The sequence below is a fragment of the Agrococcus sp. UYP33 genome (assembly GCF_054060915.1).
The window spans coordinates 320,265-334,152 of the sequence record NZ_JBSSDR010000001.1; the positions used below are offsets into that span (position 1 = coordinate 320,265).

At 73.2% G+C, this 13,888-nt stretch carries 17 protein-coding genes and 1 tRNA gene; 7 read left to right on the plus strand and 11 right to left on the minus strand.

Translation table 11 applies throughout. From position 1 onward, the window contains the following. Positions 1-10 precede the first annotated feature (10 nt). Positions 11-919, minus strand: coding sequence for an agmatinase (speB, locus tag ACVWW9_RS01545; RefSeq protein WP_456514112.1), 909 nt, complete (start codon positions 917-919; stop codon positions 11-13). 238 nt (positions 920-1,157) lie between these two features. Then, a tRNA-Lys gene (locus ACVWW9_RS01550) sits at positions 1,158-1,230 on the minus strand. 106 nt (positions 1,231-1,336) lie between these two features. On the opposite strand from ACVWW9_RS01550, the gene bcp reads away from it, so the two are divergent. After that, positions 1,337-1,807, plus strand: coding sequence for a thioredoxin-dependent thiol peroxidase (bcp, locus tag ACVWW9_RS01555; RefSeq protein ID WP_456514113.1), 471 nt, complete (start codon positions 1,337-1,339; stop codon positions 1,805-1,807). Between the two features lie 6 nt (positions 1,808-1,813). Here the strand turns inward: bcp and ACVWW9_RS01560 are convergent, their stop codons facing one another. Beyond that, positions 1,814-2,212, minus strand: a complete 399-nt coding sequence (locus ACVWW9_RS01560) for a hypothetical protein (RefSeq protein WP_354259305.1) — start codon at positions 2,210-2,212, stop codon at positions 1,814-1,816. Between the two features lie 139 nt (positions 2,213-2,351). On the opposite strand from ACVWW9_RS01560, the gene ACVWW9_RS01565 reads away from it, so the two are divergent. Beyond that, on the plus strand, positions 2,352-2,600 hold the full coding sequence (locus ACVWW9_RS01565) for a WhiB family transcriptional regulator (protein ID WP_021010012.1): 249 nt from the start codon (positions 2,352-2,354) through the stop codon (positions 2,598-2,600). 76 nt (positions 2,601-2,676) lie between these two features. On the opposite strand, the gene ACVWW9_RS01570 is transcribed toward ACVWW9_RS01565, so the two are convergent. The 3 genes from ACVWW9_RS01570 to ACVWW9_RS01580 are packed head-to-tail and all read right to left on the minus strand — an operon-like array spanning position 2,677 to position 6,078. Further along, positions 2,677-4,185, minus strand: coding sequence for a sensor histidine kinase (locus ACVWW9_RS01570; RefSeq protein WP_456514114.1), 1,509 nt, complete (start codon positions 4,183-4,185; stop codon positions 2,677-2,679). Between the two features lie 37 nt (positions 4,186-4,222). Next, complete coding sequence (locus tag ACVWW9_RS01575) at positions 4,223-5,473, minus strand: AAA family ATPase (RefSeq protein WP_456514115.1); 1,251 nt, start codon at positions 5,471-5,473, stop codon at positions 4,223-4,225. After that, positions 5,470-6,078, minus strand: coding sequence for a hypothetical protein (locus tag ACVWW9_RS01580; RefSeq protein WP_456514116.1), 609 nt, complete (start codon positions 6,076-6,078; stop codon positions 5,470-5,472). Before ACVWW9_RS01580 ends, ACVWW9_RS01575 begins: the two co-directional genes overlap by 4 nt. Positions 6,079-6,183: 105 nt before the next feature. On the opposite strand from ACVWW9_RS01580, the gene ACVWW9_RS01585 reads away from it, so the two are divergent. Continuing rightward, positions 6,184-6,432, plus strand: a complete 249-nt coding sequence (locus ACVWW9_RS01585) for a helix-turn-helix domain-containing protein (protein WP_456514117.1) — start codon at positions 6,184-6,186, stop codon at positions 6,430-6,432. 25 nt (positions 6,433-6,457) lie between these two features. Here ACVWW9_RS01585 and ACVWW9_RS01590 read toward each other — a convergent pair whose 3' ends face one another. After that, positions 6,458-7,024 carry a hypothetical protein gene (locus tag ACVWW9_RS01590; RefSeq protein WP_456514118.1) on the minus strand — a complete coding sequence of 189 codons (567 nt, stop codon included), beginning with the start codon at positions 7,022-7,024 and terminating at the stop codon, positions 6,458-6,460. A 178-nt stretch (positions 7,025-7,202) separates the two neighbouring features. Between ACVWW9_RS01590 and ACVWW9_RS01595 the strand changes: the two genes are divergently transcribed. Further along, positions 7,203-7,595, plus strand: a complete 393-nt coding sequence (locus ACVWW9_RS01595) for an Rv3235 family protein (RefSeq protein WP_354259286.1) — start codon at positions 7,203-7,205, stop codon at positions 7,593-7,595. 215 nt (positions 7,596-7,810) lie between these two features. Here ACVWW9_RS01595 and ACVWW9_RS01600 read toward each other — a convergent pair whose 3' ends face one another. Both ACVWW9_RS01600 and mca read right to left on the minus strand, forming a co-directional pair. After that, positions 7,811-8,128, minus strand: a complete 318-nt coding sequence (locus tag ACVWW9_RS01600; protein ID WP_456514119.1) for a hypothetical protein — start codon at positions 8,126-8,128, stop codon at positions 7,811-7,813. Then, entirely contained in the window at positions 8,128-8,982 is an 855-nt protein-coding gene (gene mca, locus ACVWW9_RS01605) for a mycothiol conjugate amidase Mca (protein ID WP_456514120.1), read from the minus strand. The genes ACVWW9_RS01600 and mca overlap by 1 nt, the downstream gene beginning before the upstream one ends. Before the next feature lie 87 nt (positions 8,983-9,069). Here mca and ACVWW9_RS01610 point away from each other — a divergent pair, with 87 nt between their 5' ends. After that, entirely contained in the window at positions 9,070-9,474 is a 405-nt protein-coding gene (locus ACVWW9_RS01610) for a DUF4307 domain-containing protein (protein WP_456514121.1), read from the plus strand. A gap of 42 nt (positions 9,475-9,516) precedes the next feature. Continuing rightward, complete coding sequence (gene greA, locus ACVWW9_RS01615; RefSeq protein ID WP_456514122.1) at positions 9,517-10,005, plus strand: transcription elongation factor GreA; 489 nt, start codon at positions 9,517-9,519, stop codon at positions 10,003-10,005. Positions 10,006-10,063: 58 nt separating this feature from the next. On the opposite strand, the gene ilvA is transcribed toward greA, so the two are convergent. Both ilvA and ACVWW9_RS01625 read right to left on the minus strand, forming a co-directional pair. Beyond that, positions 10,064-11,359 carry a threonine ammonia-lyase gene (gene ilvA / locus ACVWW9_RS01620; RefSeq protein ID WP_456514123.1) on the minus strand — a complete coding sequence of 432 codons (1,296 nt, stop codon included), beginning with the start codon at positions 11,357-11,359 and terminating at the stop codon, positions 10,064-10,066. Beyond that, positions 11,356-12,555 (minus strand): AI-2E family transporter, encoded by a 1,200-nt coding sequence (locus ACVWW9_RS01625; RefSeq protein WP_456514124.1) that lies wholly within the window; start codon positions 12,553-12,555, stop codon positions 11,356-11,358. Before ACVWW9_RS01625 ends, ilvA begins: the two co-directional genes overlap by 4 nt. Before the next feature lie 68 nt (positions 12,556-12,623). Between ACVWW9_RS01625 and ACVWW9_RS01630 the strand changes: the two genes are divergently transcribed. Next, complete coding sequence (locus ACVWW9_RS01630) at positions 12,624-13,856, plus strand: winged helix-turn-helix domain-containing protein (RefSeq protein ID WP_456514125.1); 1,233 nt, start codon at positions 12,624-12,626, stop codon at positions 13,854-13,856. Positions 13,857-13,888 lie beyond the last annotated feature (32 nt).

The window sequence follows — 13,888 nt, forward strand, 5'->3', positions numbered from 1 at the left end:
GACGCGCCCGCTAGGCCTCGCGACTGGTCATGAGCGCGATCAGCTCCCATGCCGTGTGCGCCGCGGCGAGCCCTGTGATCCCGGCGTGGTCGTGCGCGGGAAGCGTCTCGACCACATCCCCGCCGACCACGTGGAGGCCGCGGAGCTCGCGCAGCACCGAGAAGAACTCCCGTGTGCTGATGCCGGCGACCTCGGGCGTGCCCGTGCCCGGGGCGTGGGAGGGGTCGAGGACGTCGATGTCGACCGAGATGTACACCGGTCGGTCGCCGAGCCGTCCGCGCACCTGGGCGGCGATGTCGTCCGCGGATCGGCGCTGGAACTCCTCGCTGCGGATGATGCGGAAGCCGGCCTCGCGGTCCTCGTCGAGCTCGCTCGGGTCGTAGATGCCGCCTCGGATGCCCACGTGCTGGCAGTGCTCGAGGTCGAGCAGCCCTTCCTCGGCCGCGCGTCGGAACGGCGAGCCGTGCCAGATCGATGCGCCGTGCAGCGTGTCCCAGGTGTCGAGGTGAGCGTCGAAGTGGAGCACGGCGAGCGGTCCGTGCTTCGCGGCGGCCGCGCGCAGCAGGGGCAGCGCGACGGTGTGATCGCCACCAAGCGCCACGATGTCGGTGCCCGCCTCGACCAGCGCTCGGGCCTGCACCTCGATCGCGGTCACCGCGGCCTGGATGTCGTAGGGCCCGACGCGGAAGTCGCCGGCGTCCACCACCTGGCGATCGGCGAAGAGGAACCGCTCGTGGATCTGGTGATACGGGTGCAGCTGACGCGAGTTCTCGCGGATGTGCGCGGGGCCGAATCGCGCGCCCGGCCGGAAGCTCGTCCCCGAGTCGAAGGGGATGCCCACGACCGCGATGTCCGCGTGCGCCACCTCATGCAGCTGGGGCAGCAGCGCGAACGTCGCGATGCCCGCGTACCGCGGCATCTCCGGATCGTGACGCTGACCGACGACGGCATCGTGAGACATCTCGCCACCTTCCCTTGCGACCGCAACGATGTGGCCGTTCCAGGCGACTGTACGGGGCGAGCGGCGCAGGGCATGGATCGGCGAGCTGCGCGTCATGTCGAGCGTTGGCGCGCCACCCGTCGCCGTTCAGCCGAGCGACCTTGCGCGCAGCACGACGAAGGCCCGGTCAGGATCGCTCCTGACCGGGCCTTGCTCGTACACCCCCCCGGACTCGAACCGGGAACCGATTGATTAAGAGTCAACTGCTCTGCCAATTGAGCTAGAGGTGCAAGGTGTCTCCACCGAGGATCAAGCGTAGCACGCTCCGGGCGCTTGACGCGAGCCGGGACCGAGATCGGTCGGCTGGAGCCCGCAGACGCTGGTTGGATGGAGGCGATGACGCACCTCGAGCCCGGCATGCCCGCACCCGACTTCACCCTCCCCGATCAGGACGGAGAGCCCGTGTCGCTCGCCTCGCTGCGCGGTCGGCGGGTGATCGTCTACTTCTACCCGGAGGCACTCACCTCGGCCTGCAAGCAGCAGGCCTGCGACTTCCGCGACGCGCTGCCCGACCTCGGCCGCCACGGCTACGCGGTGCTGGGCATCTCGCGCGACAGCGTCGAGAAGCTCGCGCACGCGAGCGACCTCGACGCGCTGCCGTTCCCGCTGCTGAGCGACGCCGACCTGACCGTGCATCGCGCGTGGGGCACGTTCGGTGAGAAGAACAGCTACGGCCGCATCGTCGAGGGCGTGCGCCGCTCGACCTTCGTGCTCGACGAGGACGGCGTCATCACCCAAGCGTTCTACAACACCCGCGCGAAGGGCCACCTCGAGATGCTCGACAAGCGGCTCGCCTTCAGCGCCTGAGGCGACTCACGGCTCGCGGCGCAGCCAACCGGTGACGCTGGCGCGCAGCACGAGCGCGAGCCCCGCGATCGAGAGCGCAGCGAGCACGAGCGCGAGCGGCACCGGCCCCTCACCGCCGTCGTAGGTGCCGAGGGCGACGCCCAGCTGCAGCACCTGCCAGACGATGGTGGCGCTCCGCGACCACGCGCGGCCGTCGAGCATGGCGCGACCGGCAGCCATGAGGAAGGCCGCGGAGCCCGCGGCGAGCACGGCGAGGAAGAGCCCGCCGGCGATGTGCTCGAGCGGATCGCCCAGCGCTGCGATCGCGAGCCAGACGGCGACGGCGAGCATGCCGAGCGCCTCCACGAGCAGGATCGCGCCGACCCACGTGGCCGTCCTCGGACGCCCCTCGGAGAGTTCGCTCACGAAGAAACCCTTGCCTCTCTGGGGGCGCTGTGAAACCATAGGACCTTGGGCAAGCAGTGCTGCAGCGCCCGAAGACTTCCGCGCCGCGACTGCCTCGCGAAGCGCGACCTCCCCCCTCCAATGTACAAGGAGCACATGTATGGATTGGCGTGATGACGCTGCCTGCCTCACGGTGGACCCCGAGCTGTTCTTCCCGGTGGGCAACACCGGACCAGCGCTCGAGCAGATCGAGAAGGCGAAGGCCGTCTGCGCGACGTGCCCGGTGACCGAGATGTGCCTGCAGTACGCACTCGAGACCAGCCAGGACTCCGGCGTGTGGGGCGGCCTCTCGGAGGACGAGCGCCGCGCGCTCAAGCGTCGCGCCGCGCGCGCCCGCCGCGCAGGCTGAGCAGCACCACGGATTCGAGCGGGGTCGCCGGAAGGCGGCCCCGCTTCTGCGTGTCCGGCCGGATGGGCCGACTCGCCTAGGGCTCGTCGTCCTCGCGGATGTACGAGATCGGGATCTTCACGGTCACCTCGGTGCCCTCGACCGCACGCGCACCCCAGTCGATCGTGCCCGAGAGCTCGCCGGTGACGAGCGTCTTGACGATCTGCGTGCCGAGGCCCGAACCGACGCGCCCGGGCGGCAGGCCCGCACCGTTGTCGCACACCTGCACCGTGAGCCAGCCGTCGGCGCGGTCGGCGGTGATGCGCACGAGCCCGTCCTGCCTGCCGACGAGCCCGTGCTCGACGGCGTTCGTGACGAGCTCGGTGAGCGCGAGCGCGAGCGGCGTCGCGTAGCCGCTCGGCAGCACGCCGAACGAGCCCACGCGCTCGGTGCGGACCTGCGCGCCGTGGATCGACGCGAGCTCCGAGGTGAGCTTCATCGACCGGTCGAAGACGGCGTCGAAGTCGACCGACTGGCTCAGCCCCTCCGAGAGCGTGTCGTGCACGACGGCGATCGACGAGACGCGCCGCTCGGCATCCTGCAGGGCGGTGCGCGCCTCGACGCTCTTCGTGCGGCGCGACTGGATGCGCAGCAGCGCCGAGACCGTCTGCAGGTTGTTCTTGACGCGGTGGTGGATCTCGCGGATCGTCGCGTCCTTGGTGATGAGCGTCTGCTCCTGCATGCGCATGTCGGTGACGTCGCGCACGAGCACGATCGCACCGAGCCGCGTCGCGCGGCTCCGCAGCGGCACCGCGCGCAGCGACAGGGTCACGGAGCGCGTCTCGATGTCGGTGCGCCACGGCGCGCGCCCCGTGACGACGAGCGGCAGCGCCTCGTCCACCTCGTGCGACTCGTCGATGAGGTCGGTCGTGATCTCGGCGAGCGACTCCCCCTCGAGCTCGCCGCGGAAGCCGAGCCGGGTGAACGCGGACAGCGCGTTGGGGCTCGCGAAGGTGACCATGCCCGCCTGGTCGAGGCGGATGAGGCCGTCGGATGCGCGGGCCGCGCCGCGGCGCGGACCGCTCGGCGCCGCCTGGTCCGGGAAGTCGCCGTCGGCGATCATCCGGAACAGCTCCCCCGCGCACTCCCGGAAGGTGCGCTCCTGCCTGCCCGCACTGCGGGTGTCGGCGTGGTTCGCGTGCCGGGTGATCACCGCGATCGGGCGCTCCACGAGCGCGGTGGACGGCTCGGCCTCGCGGCGGCGCACCGGGAACGCCTTGACCTTCGCGTCGGTCTCGACGCCCCACTCGGGCGAGTCCGCGTCGAGCGAGACGCCCTCCTCGTAGGCGCGGCCGACCTGCTCGCGCCACGAGTTGCGCACAGGCTGGCCCACGATGTCGCGGTAGAAGAGGGTCGCAGCGCCCGCGGGCCGCGCGTGCTGGACGGCGATGTAGCCGTCGTCGTCGCCCGTCGGCAGCCAGAGCACGATGTCGCCGATCGCGAGGTCGGCCAGCAGCTGGAAGTCGGCCACGAGGCGGTGCAGCCACAGCACGTCCTGCGATCGCAGGAGACCGTAGCGCTCGGCGATCGACGTCAGGCTCGTCACCGGGTCAGCCTACCGCGGGCCCCTTGGCGCCAGATGCTCAGCGGAGGGCCGCCCGCCAGCTGCGGCGCGGCCGCTCGGCGGCGCGCAGCGACGCCCTGCTCGGCGCCGGCTGCGGCAGCAGCGAGACGGCGAGCTCCTGCACGCGCCGCCGCAGCCGCGATCGGCCCGCGACGTCGAGCAGCGGCCGGCCCTCGATCAGCGCGGCGTCGGCGGCGCGGCCGTCGAAGGGCCAGCACGCCTCCGGCGTGACCTGCGCCAGCCGGCGCAGCGTCTCGTGCACCGCCCGCTCTGGCGCGACGCCCGTCGCACCTGGCCGCACCTTGTTCACCACGATGCGCAGCCGCGCCTGCGGGGCGAGCTCGCGTAGATCCGGCAGCGCCCGCACGAGCCGCGCCACGCCGATGGGGTCGCCGCCCGCGACCACGACGACATCATCGGCTGCCTCGAGGGCCGCGATCGTCGCGGCGTGGCGGCGCGGCGCGAAGAGGTCGCTTGAGATCTCCTCGTCGCGCTCGAGGCTCGCGGCCACGTCGACGACGGTCGCCTCGGCCCAGTCGCGGCACCGCGCGAGTACCTCGGTGACGCGATCGCCGCCGAGCTCGGGCCAGCGGCTCGCGCGCCCGATACCGGTCAGCACGCGCACCACGCCACCGGACGTGGGGACGAGCTGCGCGATGCGGTCGAGCTCGTCGACGGTGAGGCTGCCCGCACGCGCGAGTCGCGCCGCCGCCGCGAAGCCGGGTGACTCGTCGAGCAGTCCGAGCGCCGGGGCCACGGCAGCGCTCGTGGTGTCGGCATCGACGAGCGCGACGCGGCGGCCGAGCGCGGCGAGCTCCGCGGCGAGCGCGATCGCCGCGGTCGTGCGACCCGGCGCGCCGGCCGGGCCCCAGACGACGACCACTCGGCCTCGGGACCGCTCGTCCGGCGGCTCGGCCCCCGCGGTCGGGGCCACCGCCGCCTCGACGGCCTCGAAGCCGTCGGCCCACGCGACCGCGTAGAGCCCGAGTGTCTGCGCCTGAGCGCGCTCCCCTGCGTCGTCGGCGAGCGCGACGAGCCGCAGGCCGCGCTCGTCGCACGCGTCGACGAGCCGCCTGCTCGCGTGCCGGGCGTCGGCGACGACGAGCACGAGGTCGATGCGCGGCTCCGCGTCGGCGCCGCGGACCGTGAGCCGTTCGACGAGGTCGTCGGCGGTCGCCGCGCGCACGACGACGCGGTGGCCGTGCCGCGCGACCTCGCGCACGATCGCGTCCTCGCGCTCGAGCGGAGCGGAGACGGCGATGCCGATCACGGCGAGCCCACCGGCTGCGCGAGCGGCACGACGCTCAGCGCGTGCTCGTTCGACATCGCCTCGAGCAGCGGCGCGGTCTGGTCGAGCGGTACGAGCAGCTCGAGCTGCCGGCCCGCCGACGCGAGCAGCCCCTCGTCCTCGAGCACGCCGACGACGATCGCGTCGTCGACGAGCACGCTCGGAGCCGCGAACCCCTCGTCCGTCGGCGGCGCCGTCCAGACGTCGACGAGCGCGCCCGCGCGGATGGCCCGCGGCAGCGCGCCGTCGACGTCGATGACCACGGCCGCGCGGTCCGCGCTCGCCGCCTGCCCGACCGCCCGCAGCGGCAGCACCTCCCCCTCGCCGACCGTCGCCGCGACGACCAGCCCGAGCGGGTCGACCGAGCCGTCGAGGTAGCGCTCGTGCGACTGCGGCATCCGCACCGCGACCTGCTGCACGTCGCCGCCGGCGATCGTCTCGCCCGGCAGCAGCGTACGGGTGGCAGACCAGGCCGCCTCGGCGCGCGACGACTGCTGCACGACGAGCCAGACGCCCGCGAGCGACGCGAGCACCAGCACGACCCCGATCGCGAGCCTCGGATCCATCCAGGTGCGGCGCGCTGCCATGCGGACCTCCTCGTCGCGCACCACGCTCGCAGGTCGCTGCGGTGGGTCGCAGCAGTTCTCCACAGGCTCCGCTCGCGCCCACCCGGACTGGCTCAGAATGGGGCCATGGAGTACGAAGCACGACGATTCCTCGCCGTCGCCGACGTCGCCGACGTGCTCGGCATCACGCCTGCCGCGGTGGTCGAGCTGCTCGAATCGGGCGAGCTGCGCGGCCTCCGCGTGCGCGGCGCGTGGCGCATCGCCGACGACGAGGTGCAGGCGTGGGTTGAGCGCGCGCTCGAGCTCGAGCGCCGACGGGGCCTCTGGCGGCAGGCGCAGGCGGCGAGCATCGCCGACCTCTTCGGCGACCGCTGACGCCGGGGTCGCGCGGCCGCGCCGGTCAGGCCACGCGCACCCAGTCGAACGACGAGAAGGGCACGATCCGCCAGGACCGCACGGTGCCGAGCCGCGGCGGTGCGCCCGGCTCGTGCTCGGCGAGGTCGAGGTGATCGCGACCGACGCGGTCGATCGTGCCGGCGGCCGGCATCGCCCCCTCGAGGATCACCGACACCCGCCGGCGAGCGAGGTCGCGCAGCGCGAACGCGAAGCTCAGCCGCGCCTGCAGGTCGCCGGCCGGCGCCGCGCGCAGCGACGCGGCCGCCGCGTCGGCGTCGACCCCGATGCTCGCGATCGCGTGCAGCGGCACGAGCGCGCCAGTCTCGGCCGGCGCGCCCTCGAGCACGATGCCGTTGAGCCAGTCGCGGCCGAGCGCCATGCGCCGCAGCCGGAGGCGGTCGCCGCCGCGCAGCGTCAGGTCGAGCTGCCGGGGCGCCGCGGCGATGCGGTCGCGCAGCTCGAGCCTCCCGATGCGGAAGCGCTCCTCCTCGGCCTCGAGGTCGCGGCGCTCCGCCCCGAGCTCCGCCTCGAGCTGGCTCTCGAGGTCGTCGAACAGGTCATCGAAGCGCACATCGGCGAATGTACCGAGGGCTCGGACGCCGCCGCGCGGCGTTCTCCACAGGCGCGACATGCCCATCCCCTCACCTTCGCGGATGGGTCTATGTTCTCCCGCACACGGCGTCGCCACCGCGGAGCGCCGTCCGGGCAGGCACCGGATGCGAGGGGGCGGCGCAGTGACGCGACAGCGGATGACGTCGGTGGACGCGGAGGAGTTCTTCGACTTCCAGCCGTGCTCCTCGGAGGGGCTGCCCGACCCGGTCTCGCTGCTCGAGAACCTGGCGACGAGCGTGATCGAGATTCTGCTGGGCGTGCGCGACGTGCAGCAGATCGCGCGCTGGGTGACCGAGCCGACCTACGACCAGCTCGCGCGGCGGGCGCTCACCGCGCGTCGCACGCGCGCGGGCCTGCGCGACCGGTCGGTGCCGGAGTTCGCGATCCGCACCGTGCGCGCGTGCCACGCCGCCGACGGGGTGGTCGAGGGCGCGGTGGTCGTGCGGGCCGCGGGCCGGTCGCGGGCGGTCGCGATCCGGCTCGAGGGTCTCGACCACCACTGGCGGGCGACCGCGGTCGCGGTGCTGTAGCCGGTCCGTGGGCTGCTCCCGGCGCTTACGACCGCCCTGCGGTTTGGGGCACGGAGTTGCCGCTGCATGGCCCCGGGACGCGGCCACTTCGTGCCGCAAAGTCGCCGAGGTCGTGGACGTTCTGCCGTTTGGGGCACGGAGTTGCCGCGGGAGAGCATCCGAACGCGGCTACTCGTTGCCGCAAACCCGCCGCTGGAGTGGCCGGTCGGACGCGGCTACGCGCCGCGCTGCGGTGACTCGTCGGGTGCCGTGGCCGGCGACGACGGCGCATCCTGCGTCGCGGGGTCATCCGGCGAAGGATCGCCCACTGCCGCGCCGTCCGCCGCCGCCTCCTCCGCCTCGCGCTCCGCGAGCTCGGCCTCGATCCGCTCCTTGATGTGCGCGCGGTCGTTGATGCGGCGCACCCGGCGGTTGAAGTCCCACATGAGCAGCATGACCGCGACCGCGACGAGCACCGTCGCGGCGAAGCCGATGACGCCCGGGGTGACCTGGTTCGCGTCGAACGGCAGCGGCTGCGTGCGCAGGATCTCCATCAGTCCTCCTCGACGCCCGCGAACAGGTCGTCCTCCGGCACGTAGTGCGTCGCGCGCGACCGCGCCAGCTCGTAGTCGTCGGTCGGCCACGTGCCGAGCAGCAGCTCGTGCGGCCAGAAGAAGAAGCGCGAGTCCGGCTCGACCTGGCTCGCGTGCGCGCGGAGCGCGCTGTCGCGTGCGGACAGGTGCGGTCCGACGTCGACGCGCGTCGTCATCGTCTCGCCGCGCTCGCCGAGCCGCTCGGCCCACTCGCGCATGAACGGGAGCCGGTCGTCGTCGGGCGTGACCGCCTCGACCGCCGAGAGCAGGGCGCGCAGCCGCGCACCGCTCATGCTGCGGTCGAAGTACACCTTCTGCACCTCCCACGGCTCGCCGAGCTCGGGGAGCCCAGCCGCGGCGTGCTCCACGGCCCACATCGTCACCTCGTGGCAGCGGATGTGATCGGGATGCGGGTAGCCGCCGGTCTCGTCGTACGTGACGACGACCTGCGGTCGTAGGCGGCGGATGAGCCGCACGAGCGGGCGCCCGGTGATCTCGAGCGGCAGCGTCGCGAACGACAGCTCGCGCAGCGGCTCGCCCTCGTCCGGCAGGCCGGAGTCGACGTAGCCGAGCCACACGTGGTCGACGCCGAGCGCGGCGCGCGCCTGCTCCATCTCGACGCGGCGGAGGCCGGTCATGTCGCGCTCGGCGCGGTGCTTCGGCTCGAAGGCCTCGTTGAGCACGCTGCCGCTCTCGCCGCCGGTGCAGGAGACGACGGTGACCTCTGCGCCCTCGGCCGCGTAGCGCGCGAGCGTCCCGGCGCCCTTGCTCGACTCGTCATCGGGGTGCGCATGCACGGCGAGCAGGCGTCGCACGGCCTCTCCTTCCCTGCCCGCACGAGCCGCGCCGGACGGCGCGACGACTAGACTGGACAGGCCCCCATCCTCCCACGACAGGCCCTGATGACCGACCTCGACGCTCGCTACGGACGCACGCGCGCCCGCACGCAGCGGGAGCGGACGCTCGGCTGGATCGTCGGCGTCAGCATCATGCTCGTCGCGGTCGCGTGGGTCTGGTGGGTGGGCACCGATCCCGCGTCGACGCAGCTGCAGTCGCGCAACATCGGCTACGTCGTCGAGGACGACGCGACGACCGTCGTGACCTTCGAGGTGTCGGTCGACGCCGGCACCCCCGTGCGCTGCGCGGTCGAGGCGCTCAACACCGCCTTCGGCATCGTCGGCTGGGTCGAGCTCGACCTGCCGCCCGCCGACGCCCACACCACGAGCCACCGGGTCGAGGTGCGCACGAGCGAGCGCGCGAGCAACGGATTGGTCTCGGAGTGCTGGGTGACATACGATGCTGAGTGAGCCGGCCCACGCGGGGCCGGTTCTCTGCATATCGGGAGAGACATGAACGGCACCACGGAGACCTGGCTGACCCAGGAGGCGCACGACCGCCTGCAGGGCGAGCTGGAGCACCTGCAGGGGCCGGTGCGCGCCGAGATCGCGAAGCGCATCGAGGAGGCCCGCGACGAGGGTGATCTCAAGGAGAACGGCGGCTACCACGCCGCGAAGGACGACCAGGCCCAGATCGAGGCCCGGATCAGCCAGCTCGTGCAGCTGCTGCGCACCGCCAAGGTCGGCGACGCACCGCAGGCGTCCGGCGTGGTCGAGGCCGGCACCGTCGTCACGGCGACGATCGCCGGCGACGAGACGACCTTCCTGGTCGGCAACCGCGAGATCCAGGAGGCCGGCGACGACCTCGACGTCTACAGCGAGGCGAGCCCGCTCGGCGCGGCCATCATGGGCCTGAAGATCGGTGCGACCACCACGTACCAGACCCCCACGGGTGTGACGATCGACGTCAAGATCAAGGACGTCCAGACCTACCGCGGCTAGACCGCAGACGAAGGGCCCCGCGAGATCGCGGGGCCCTTCGTCGTCCGTGCGGGTCGCGCTAGAGCACCTGCGGCTCGTAGCCGGCACGGCGGAGCGCCTCGAGCACGCGCTGCGCGTGCTCCGGTCCGCGCGTGGTGACCGAGATGTCGATCGAGACGTCGGTGATCGACGTCCAGGCGTCGTGCTGCGTGTGCAGCACCTCGACGACGTTGGCCTGCTCGTCCGAGACGATCTGGGCGATGATGGCGAGCTGACCCGGTCGGTCGGGCAGCGCCATCCGTACCTTGAGGTACCGCTCCGAGGCCGCGAGGCCGCGGGCGATGACGCGCTCCATGAAGAGCGGGTCGATGTTGCCGCCCGAGAGCACCGCGACCGTCGGCCCGTCGGACGTGACGAGGCCGGTCATGATCGCGGCCGTCGTCACCGCGCCCGAGGGCTCGACGACGAGCTTGGCGCGCTCGAGCAGCACGATCATCGCGCGGGCGATGTCGTCGTCGGAGACCGTGACGATCTCGTCGACCGCTGCGCGGACGATCTCGAACGGCAGCGTGCCGGGCCGCGCGACGGCGATGCCGTCGGCGATCGTCGGCCGCGTCACGATCGTGGTCGGCTCCCCCGCGGCGAGCGAGTCGACGAACGACGCGGCCCGCTCGGCCTGCACGCCGACGATCCGCACGCGGCGGCCGTCGAGCGCCGTGCGCTGGCGCACCGCCGAGGCGACGCCGGCCGCGAGCCCGCCGCCGCCGAGCGGCACGACGATGGTGGCGACATCCGGCACCTGCTCGAGGATCTCGAGCCCGACGGTGCCCTGCCCGGCGATGATGTCGGCGTGGTCGTAGGGCGGCACGAACGTGGCGCCGGTGCGCTCGACGTGCTCGATCGCCGCGGCGAGGGCCGTCTGGAAGTCCGCGCCCCGCAGCTCGACCGCCGCGCCGTAGTCGCGGGTCGCCTGCAGCTTGGGCAGCGCGACGCCGACGGGCATAAAGATCGTCGAGCGGATGCCGAGCTCGGTGGCCGAGAACGCCACCCCCTGCGCGTGGTTGCCGGCGGAGGCGGCGACGACGCCGCGAGCGCGCTGGTCGTCGTCGAGCAGGGCGAGCATGTTGTAGGCGCCGCGGATCTTGTAGGCGCCGGTGCGCTGCAGGTTCTCGCACTTCAGCAGCACCTCGGCACCGAGCATGCCGCTCAGGTAGCGCGAGCGCTCCATGGGCGTCTCCTGCACGATGCCCTGCAGCCGCTCGCGCGCCGCCTCGAAGTCGGCGAGCGTCGGTCCCGGCAGGGGCTGCTGCGCGACGGCGGGCTCGGGCACCACCGGCTCGGCGAGCACGGGGTCGGGCAGCGCTCGGTCGATCATCGGACCACCTCTTCCACCGACGGGTCGGGGTTCGTGCGCCACGAGCCGGAGGCGATCGTCTTGACGAACACGTTGAGGAAGGCGACCGTCGGCACGGCGAAGAGGGCGCCCGCGATGCCACCGATCGTCGATCCCGCGGCGACCGCCACGACGACCGCGAGCGGGTGCACCTTGACGGCGGTGCCCATGATGATCGGCTGCAGGATGTGGCTCTCGACCTGCTGCACGAGCAGCACGATGCCGACCATGATGATCGCCGGGATCGGCCCGAGCGCGATGAGGGCGACGAGCACCGCGATCGCGCCGGTCGCGACGGCACCGATGATCGGGATGAAGGAGCCGAGGAACACGAGGATCGCGATCGGGAGCACGAGCGGCATGCCGCCCTCGTGGAACAGCCCGAGGATGAACGCGCCGAGGCCGATGCCGATGGCGTCGATCGCCGCGACGACGACCTGCACGCGGACGAAGTTGCCGAGCGTCACCCAGCCGGCGCGACCGGCGCCGTCCGTCGGGCGGCGCGCCGGGCGCGGCAGCAGGCCGACGATCCAGCGCCAGATGCCCCGGCCGTCGGCGAGGATGAAGATGAGCGCGAAGATCGCGAGCAGCATGCCGGCGAGGAAGTGGCCGACCGACGAGCCCACCGTGAGCGCGCTCGACAGCACCGACGAGATGTCGTCGCGGAGCGTGCCGAGGATGTTCGTGCCGAACTCGTTCACATCCTCCTGCGTGATGCCGAACGGCAGCGAGAGCAGCCAGCCCTGCGCATCGCCCCAGAACGCGACGGCGCGAGCCTGCAGCTCGGGGTACTCGCTGCGCATCTGCGAGACGACGAGCCAGCCGAGGCCGGAGACCAGCACGATGAGGCCGACGATCGCGAGCGCGACCGCGAGGGCGCGGGGCCAGCGGTTGCGCACGAGCACGTCGACGAGCGGCTGCAGGAGCGCGGTGAGCAGCGCTGCGACGAGCACCGGGATGACGATGAGCGAGAACTGCATGACGAGCCAGATGCCGATCGCGGCGGCCGCCGCGATGACCACGATCCGCCACGACCAGGCGCCCGCGATGCGCATGCCTCGCGGCAGCGCGTCGCCGAGCTCGCTCGCGTCGCCGCGAGGCGTGGCGACGCCGCGAGGCGTGGCGGGGTCGGGTCGGCCGGGGGGCCGGGCCTGATCCGGGGTTCGACCGAACAGCATCTGCCGATCGTACGGTGCGGCGCTGGGCCCCGTGCGCATGCGTCGGAGGCCGCGGCTAGGCTCCGGGCATGGCAGCACCAGCGAGGATGACCGCGGCGCAGGCGCGCAGGATCGCGATCGCGGCCAGCGGCCTAGACGGTGCCGTGCCGGGCGAGCGGGGGCGCACCGGGGTGCGCACGCTCGAGCGCACGATCGAGCGGCTCGGGCTGCTGCAGCTCGACTCCGTCAACGTCTTCGAGCGCAGCCACTACCTGCCGCTGCTGTCGCGCGTCGGGCCCTACGACCGCGCGACCCTGGACCGGCTGCTGCACCACGATCGCCCGAGGCAGCGCCTGGGCGGTTACACCGAGTACGTGGCGCACGAGGCCGCCGTCATCGCGGTCGACGACTGGCCGCTGTGGGGCTGGAAGCGCCGCCAGCCGATGCGCGCCAGCGGCGAGCAGTGGGCGGCGCAGCACGCGACGATCGTCGACGGCGTGCTGGCCGAGTTCGCCGAGCGCGGCCCGATGCGCCCGAGCGACATGGAGCATCCCGCCCACGAGCGGCTGCCGGGCGGATGGTGGAACAAGTCCGACGCCTACTGGGCCACCGCGGTGCTCTTCCAGCGCGGCGAGCTCGTGACGGTCGGCCGCTCGAGGTTCGAGCGCCAGTACGCCGTCGCCGAGCGGGTGCTGCCGGAGGCCGCCCGCGCGGAGGTCGACCGCGTCGACGCGCAGCGCACGCTCGTCGCGCGCGCGGCGCAGGCGTTCGGCGTCGCCGCGCTCGACGACCTCGCGGACTACTACCGGCTGCCGGTGAAGGATGCGCAGGCCGCGGTCGCCGACCTCGTCGACGAGGGCAGCCTCGAGCCGGTCGACGTCGACGGCTGGGGCAGGCCCGCGTGGGTCTGGGCGGGCGCGCGACGGCCGCGACGGGTGCGCGCGACGGCGCTGCTCTCGCCGTTCGATCCGCTCGTCTGGCACCGGCCGCGCGCGGAGCGCATGTTCGGCTTCTCCTACCGGATCAGCATCTACACGCCCGCGGCGCAGCGCGCGCACGGCTACTACGTGCTGCCGGTGCTCGTCGACGACGAGCTCGTCGGTCGCGTCGACCTCAAGAGCGATCGGAAGGCCCGCGTGCTGCGCGTGCAGCACGCGACGATCGAGCCCGGGCTCGAGCACCGGGCCGGCGAGCTCGCGGCGCGGCTCGAGCCGGTGCTGCGCGAGGCGGCGGCGTGGCAGGGGCTCGAGCGGGTCGAGGTCACGGGGCCGGGGACGTGGGCGGCGGAGGTGGCGGGGGCGCTCGACGCAGCGGGGGCGTGAGCCGTCGGGGGCGTGAGTGCCGTCGGGGTCTC

Coding starts and splice junctions, on each gene's coding strand:
- speB (WP_456514112.1), bottom strand. CDS start 919: ATGCCGCGGTACGCGGGCATCGCGACGTTCGCGCTGCTGCCCCAGCTG.
- bcp (WP_456514113.1), top strand. CDS start 1,337: ATGACGCACCTCGAGCCCGGCATGCCCGCACCCGACTTCACCCTCCCC.
- ACVWW9_RS01565 (WP_021010012.1), top strand. CDS start 2,352: ATGGATTGGCGTGATGACGCTGCCTGCCTCACGGTGGACCCCGAGCTG.
- ACVWW9_RS01580 (WP_456514116.1), bottom strand. CDS start 6,078: ATGGCAGCGCGCCGCACCTGGATGGATCCGAGGCTCGCGATCGGGGTC.
- ACVWW9_RS01585 (WP_456514117.1), top strand. CDS start 6,184: ATGGAGTACGAAGCACGACGATTCCTCGCCGTCGCCGACGTCGCCGAC.
- ACVWW9_RS01595 (WP_354259286.1), top strand. CDS start 7,203: ATGACGTCGGTGGACGCGGAGGAGTTCTTCGACTTCCAGCCGTGCTCC.
- ACVWW9_RS01600 (WP_456514119.1), bottom strand. CDS start 8,128: ATGGAGATCCTGCGCACGCAGCCGCTGCCGTTCGACGCGAACCAGGTC.
- ACVWW9_RS01610 (WP_456514121.1), top strand. CDS start 9,070: ATGACCGACCTCGACGCTCGCTACGGACGCACGCGCGCCCGCACGCAG.
- greA (WP_456514122.1), top strand. CDS start 9,517: ATGAACGGCACCACGGAGACCTGGCTGACCCAGGAGGCGCACGACCGC.
- ilvA (WP_456514123.1), bottom strand. CDS start 11,359: ATGATCGACCGAGCGCTGCCCGACCCCGTGCTCGCCGAGCCGGTGGTG.
- ACVWW9_RS01625 (WP_456514124.1), bottom strand. CDS start 12,555: ATGCTGTTCGGTCGAACCCCGGATCAGGCCCGGCCCCCCGGCCGACCC.
- ACVWW9_RS01630 (WP_456514125.1), top strand. CDS start 12,624: ATGGCAGCACCAGCGAGGATGACCGCGGCGCAGGCGCGCAGGATCGCG.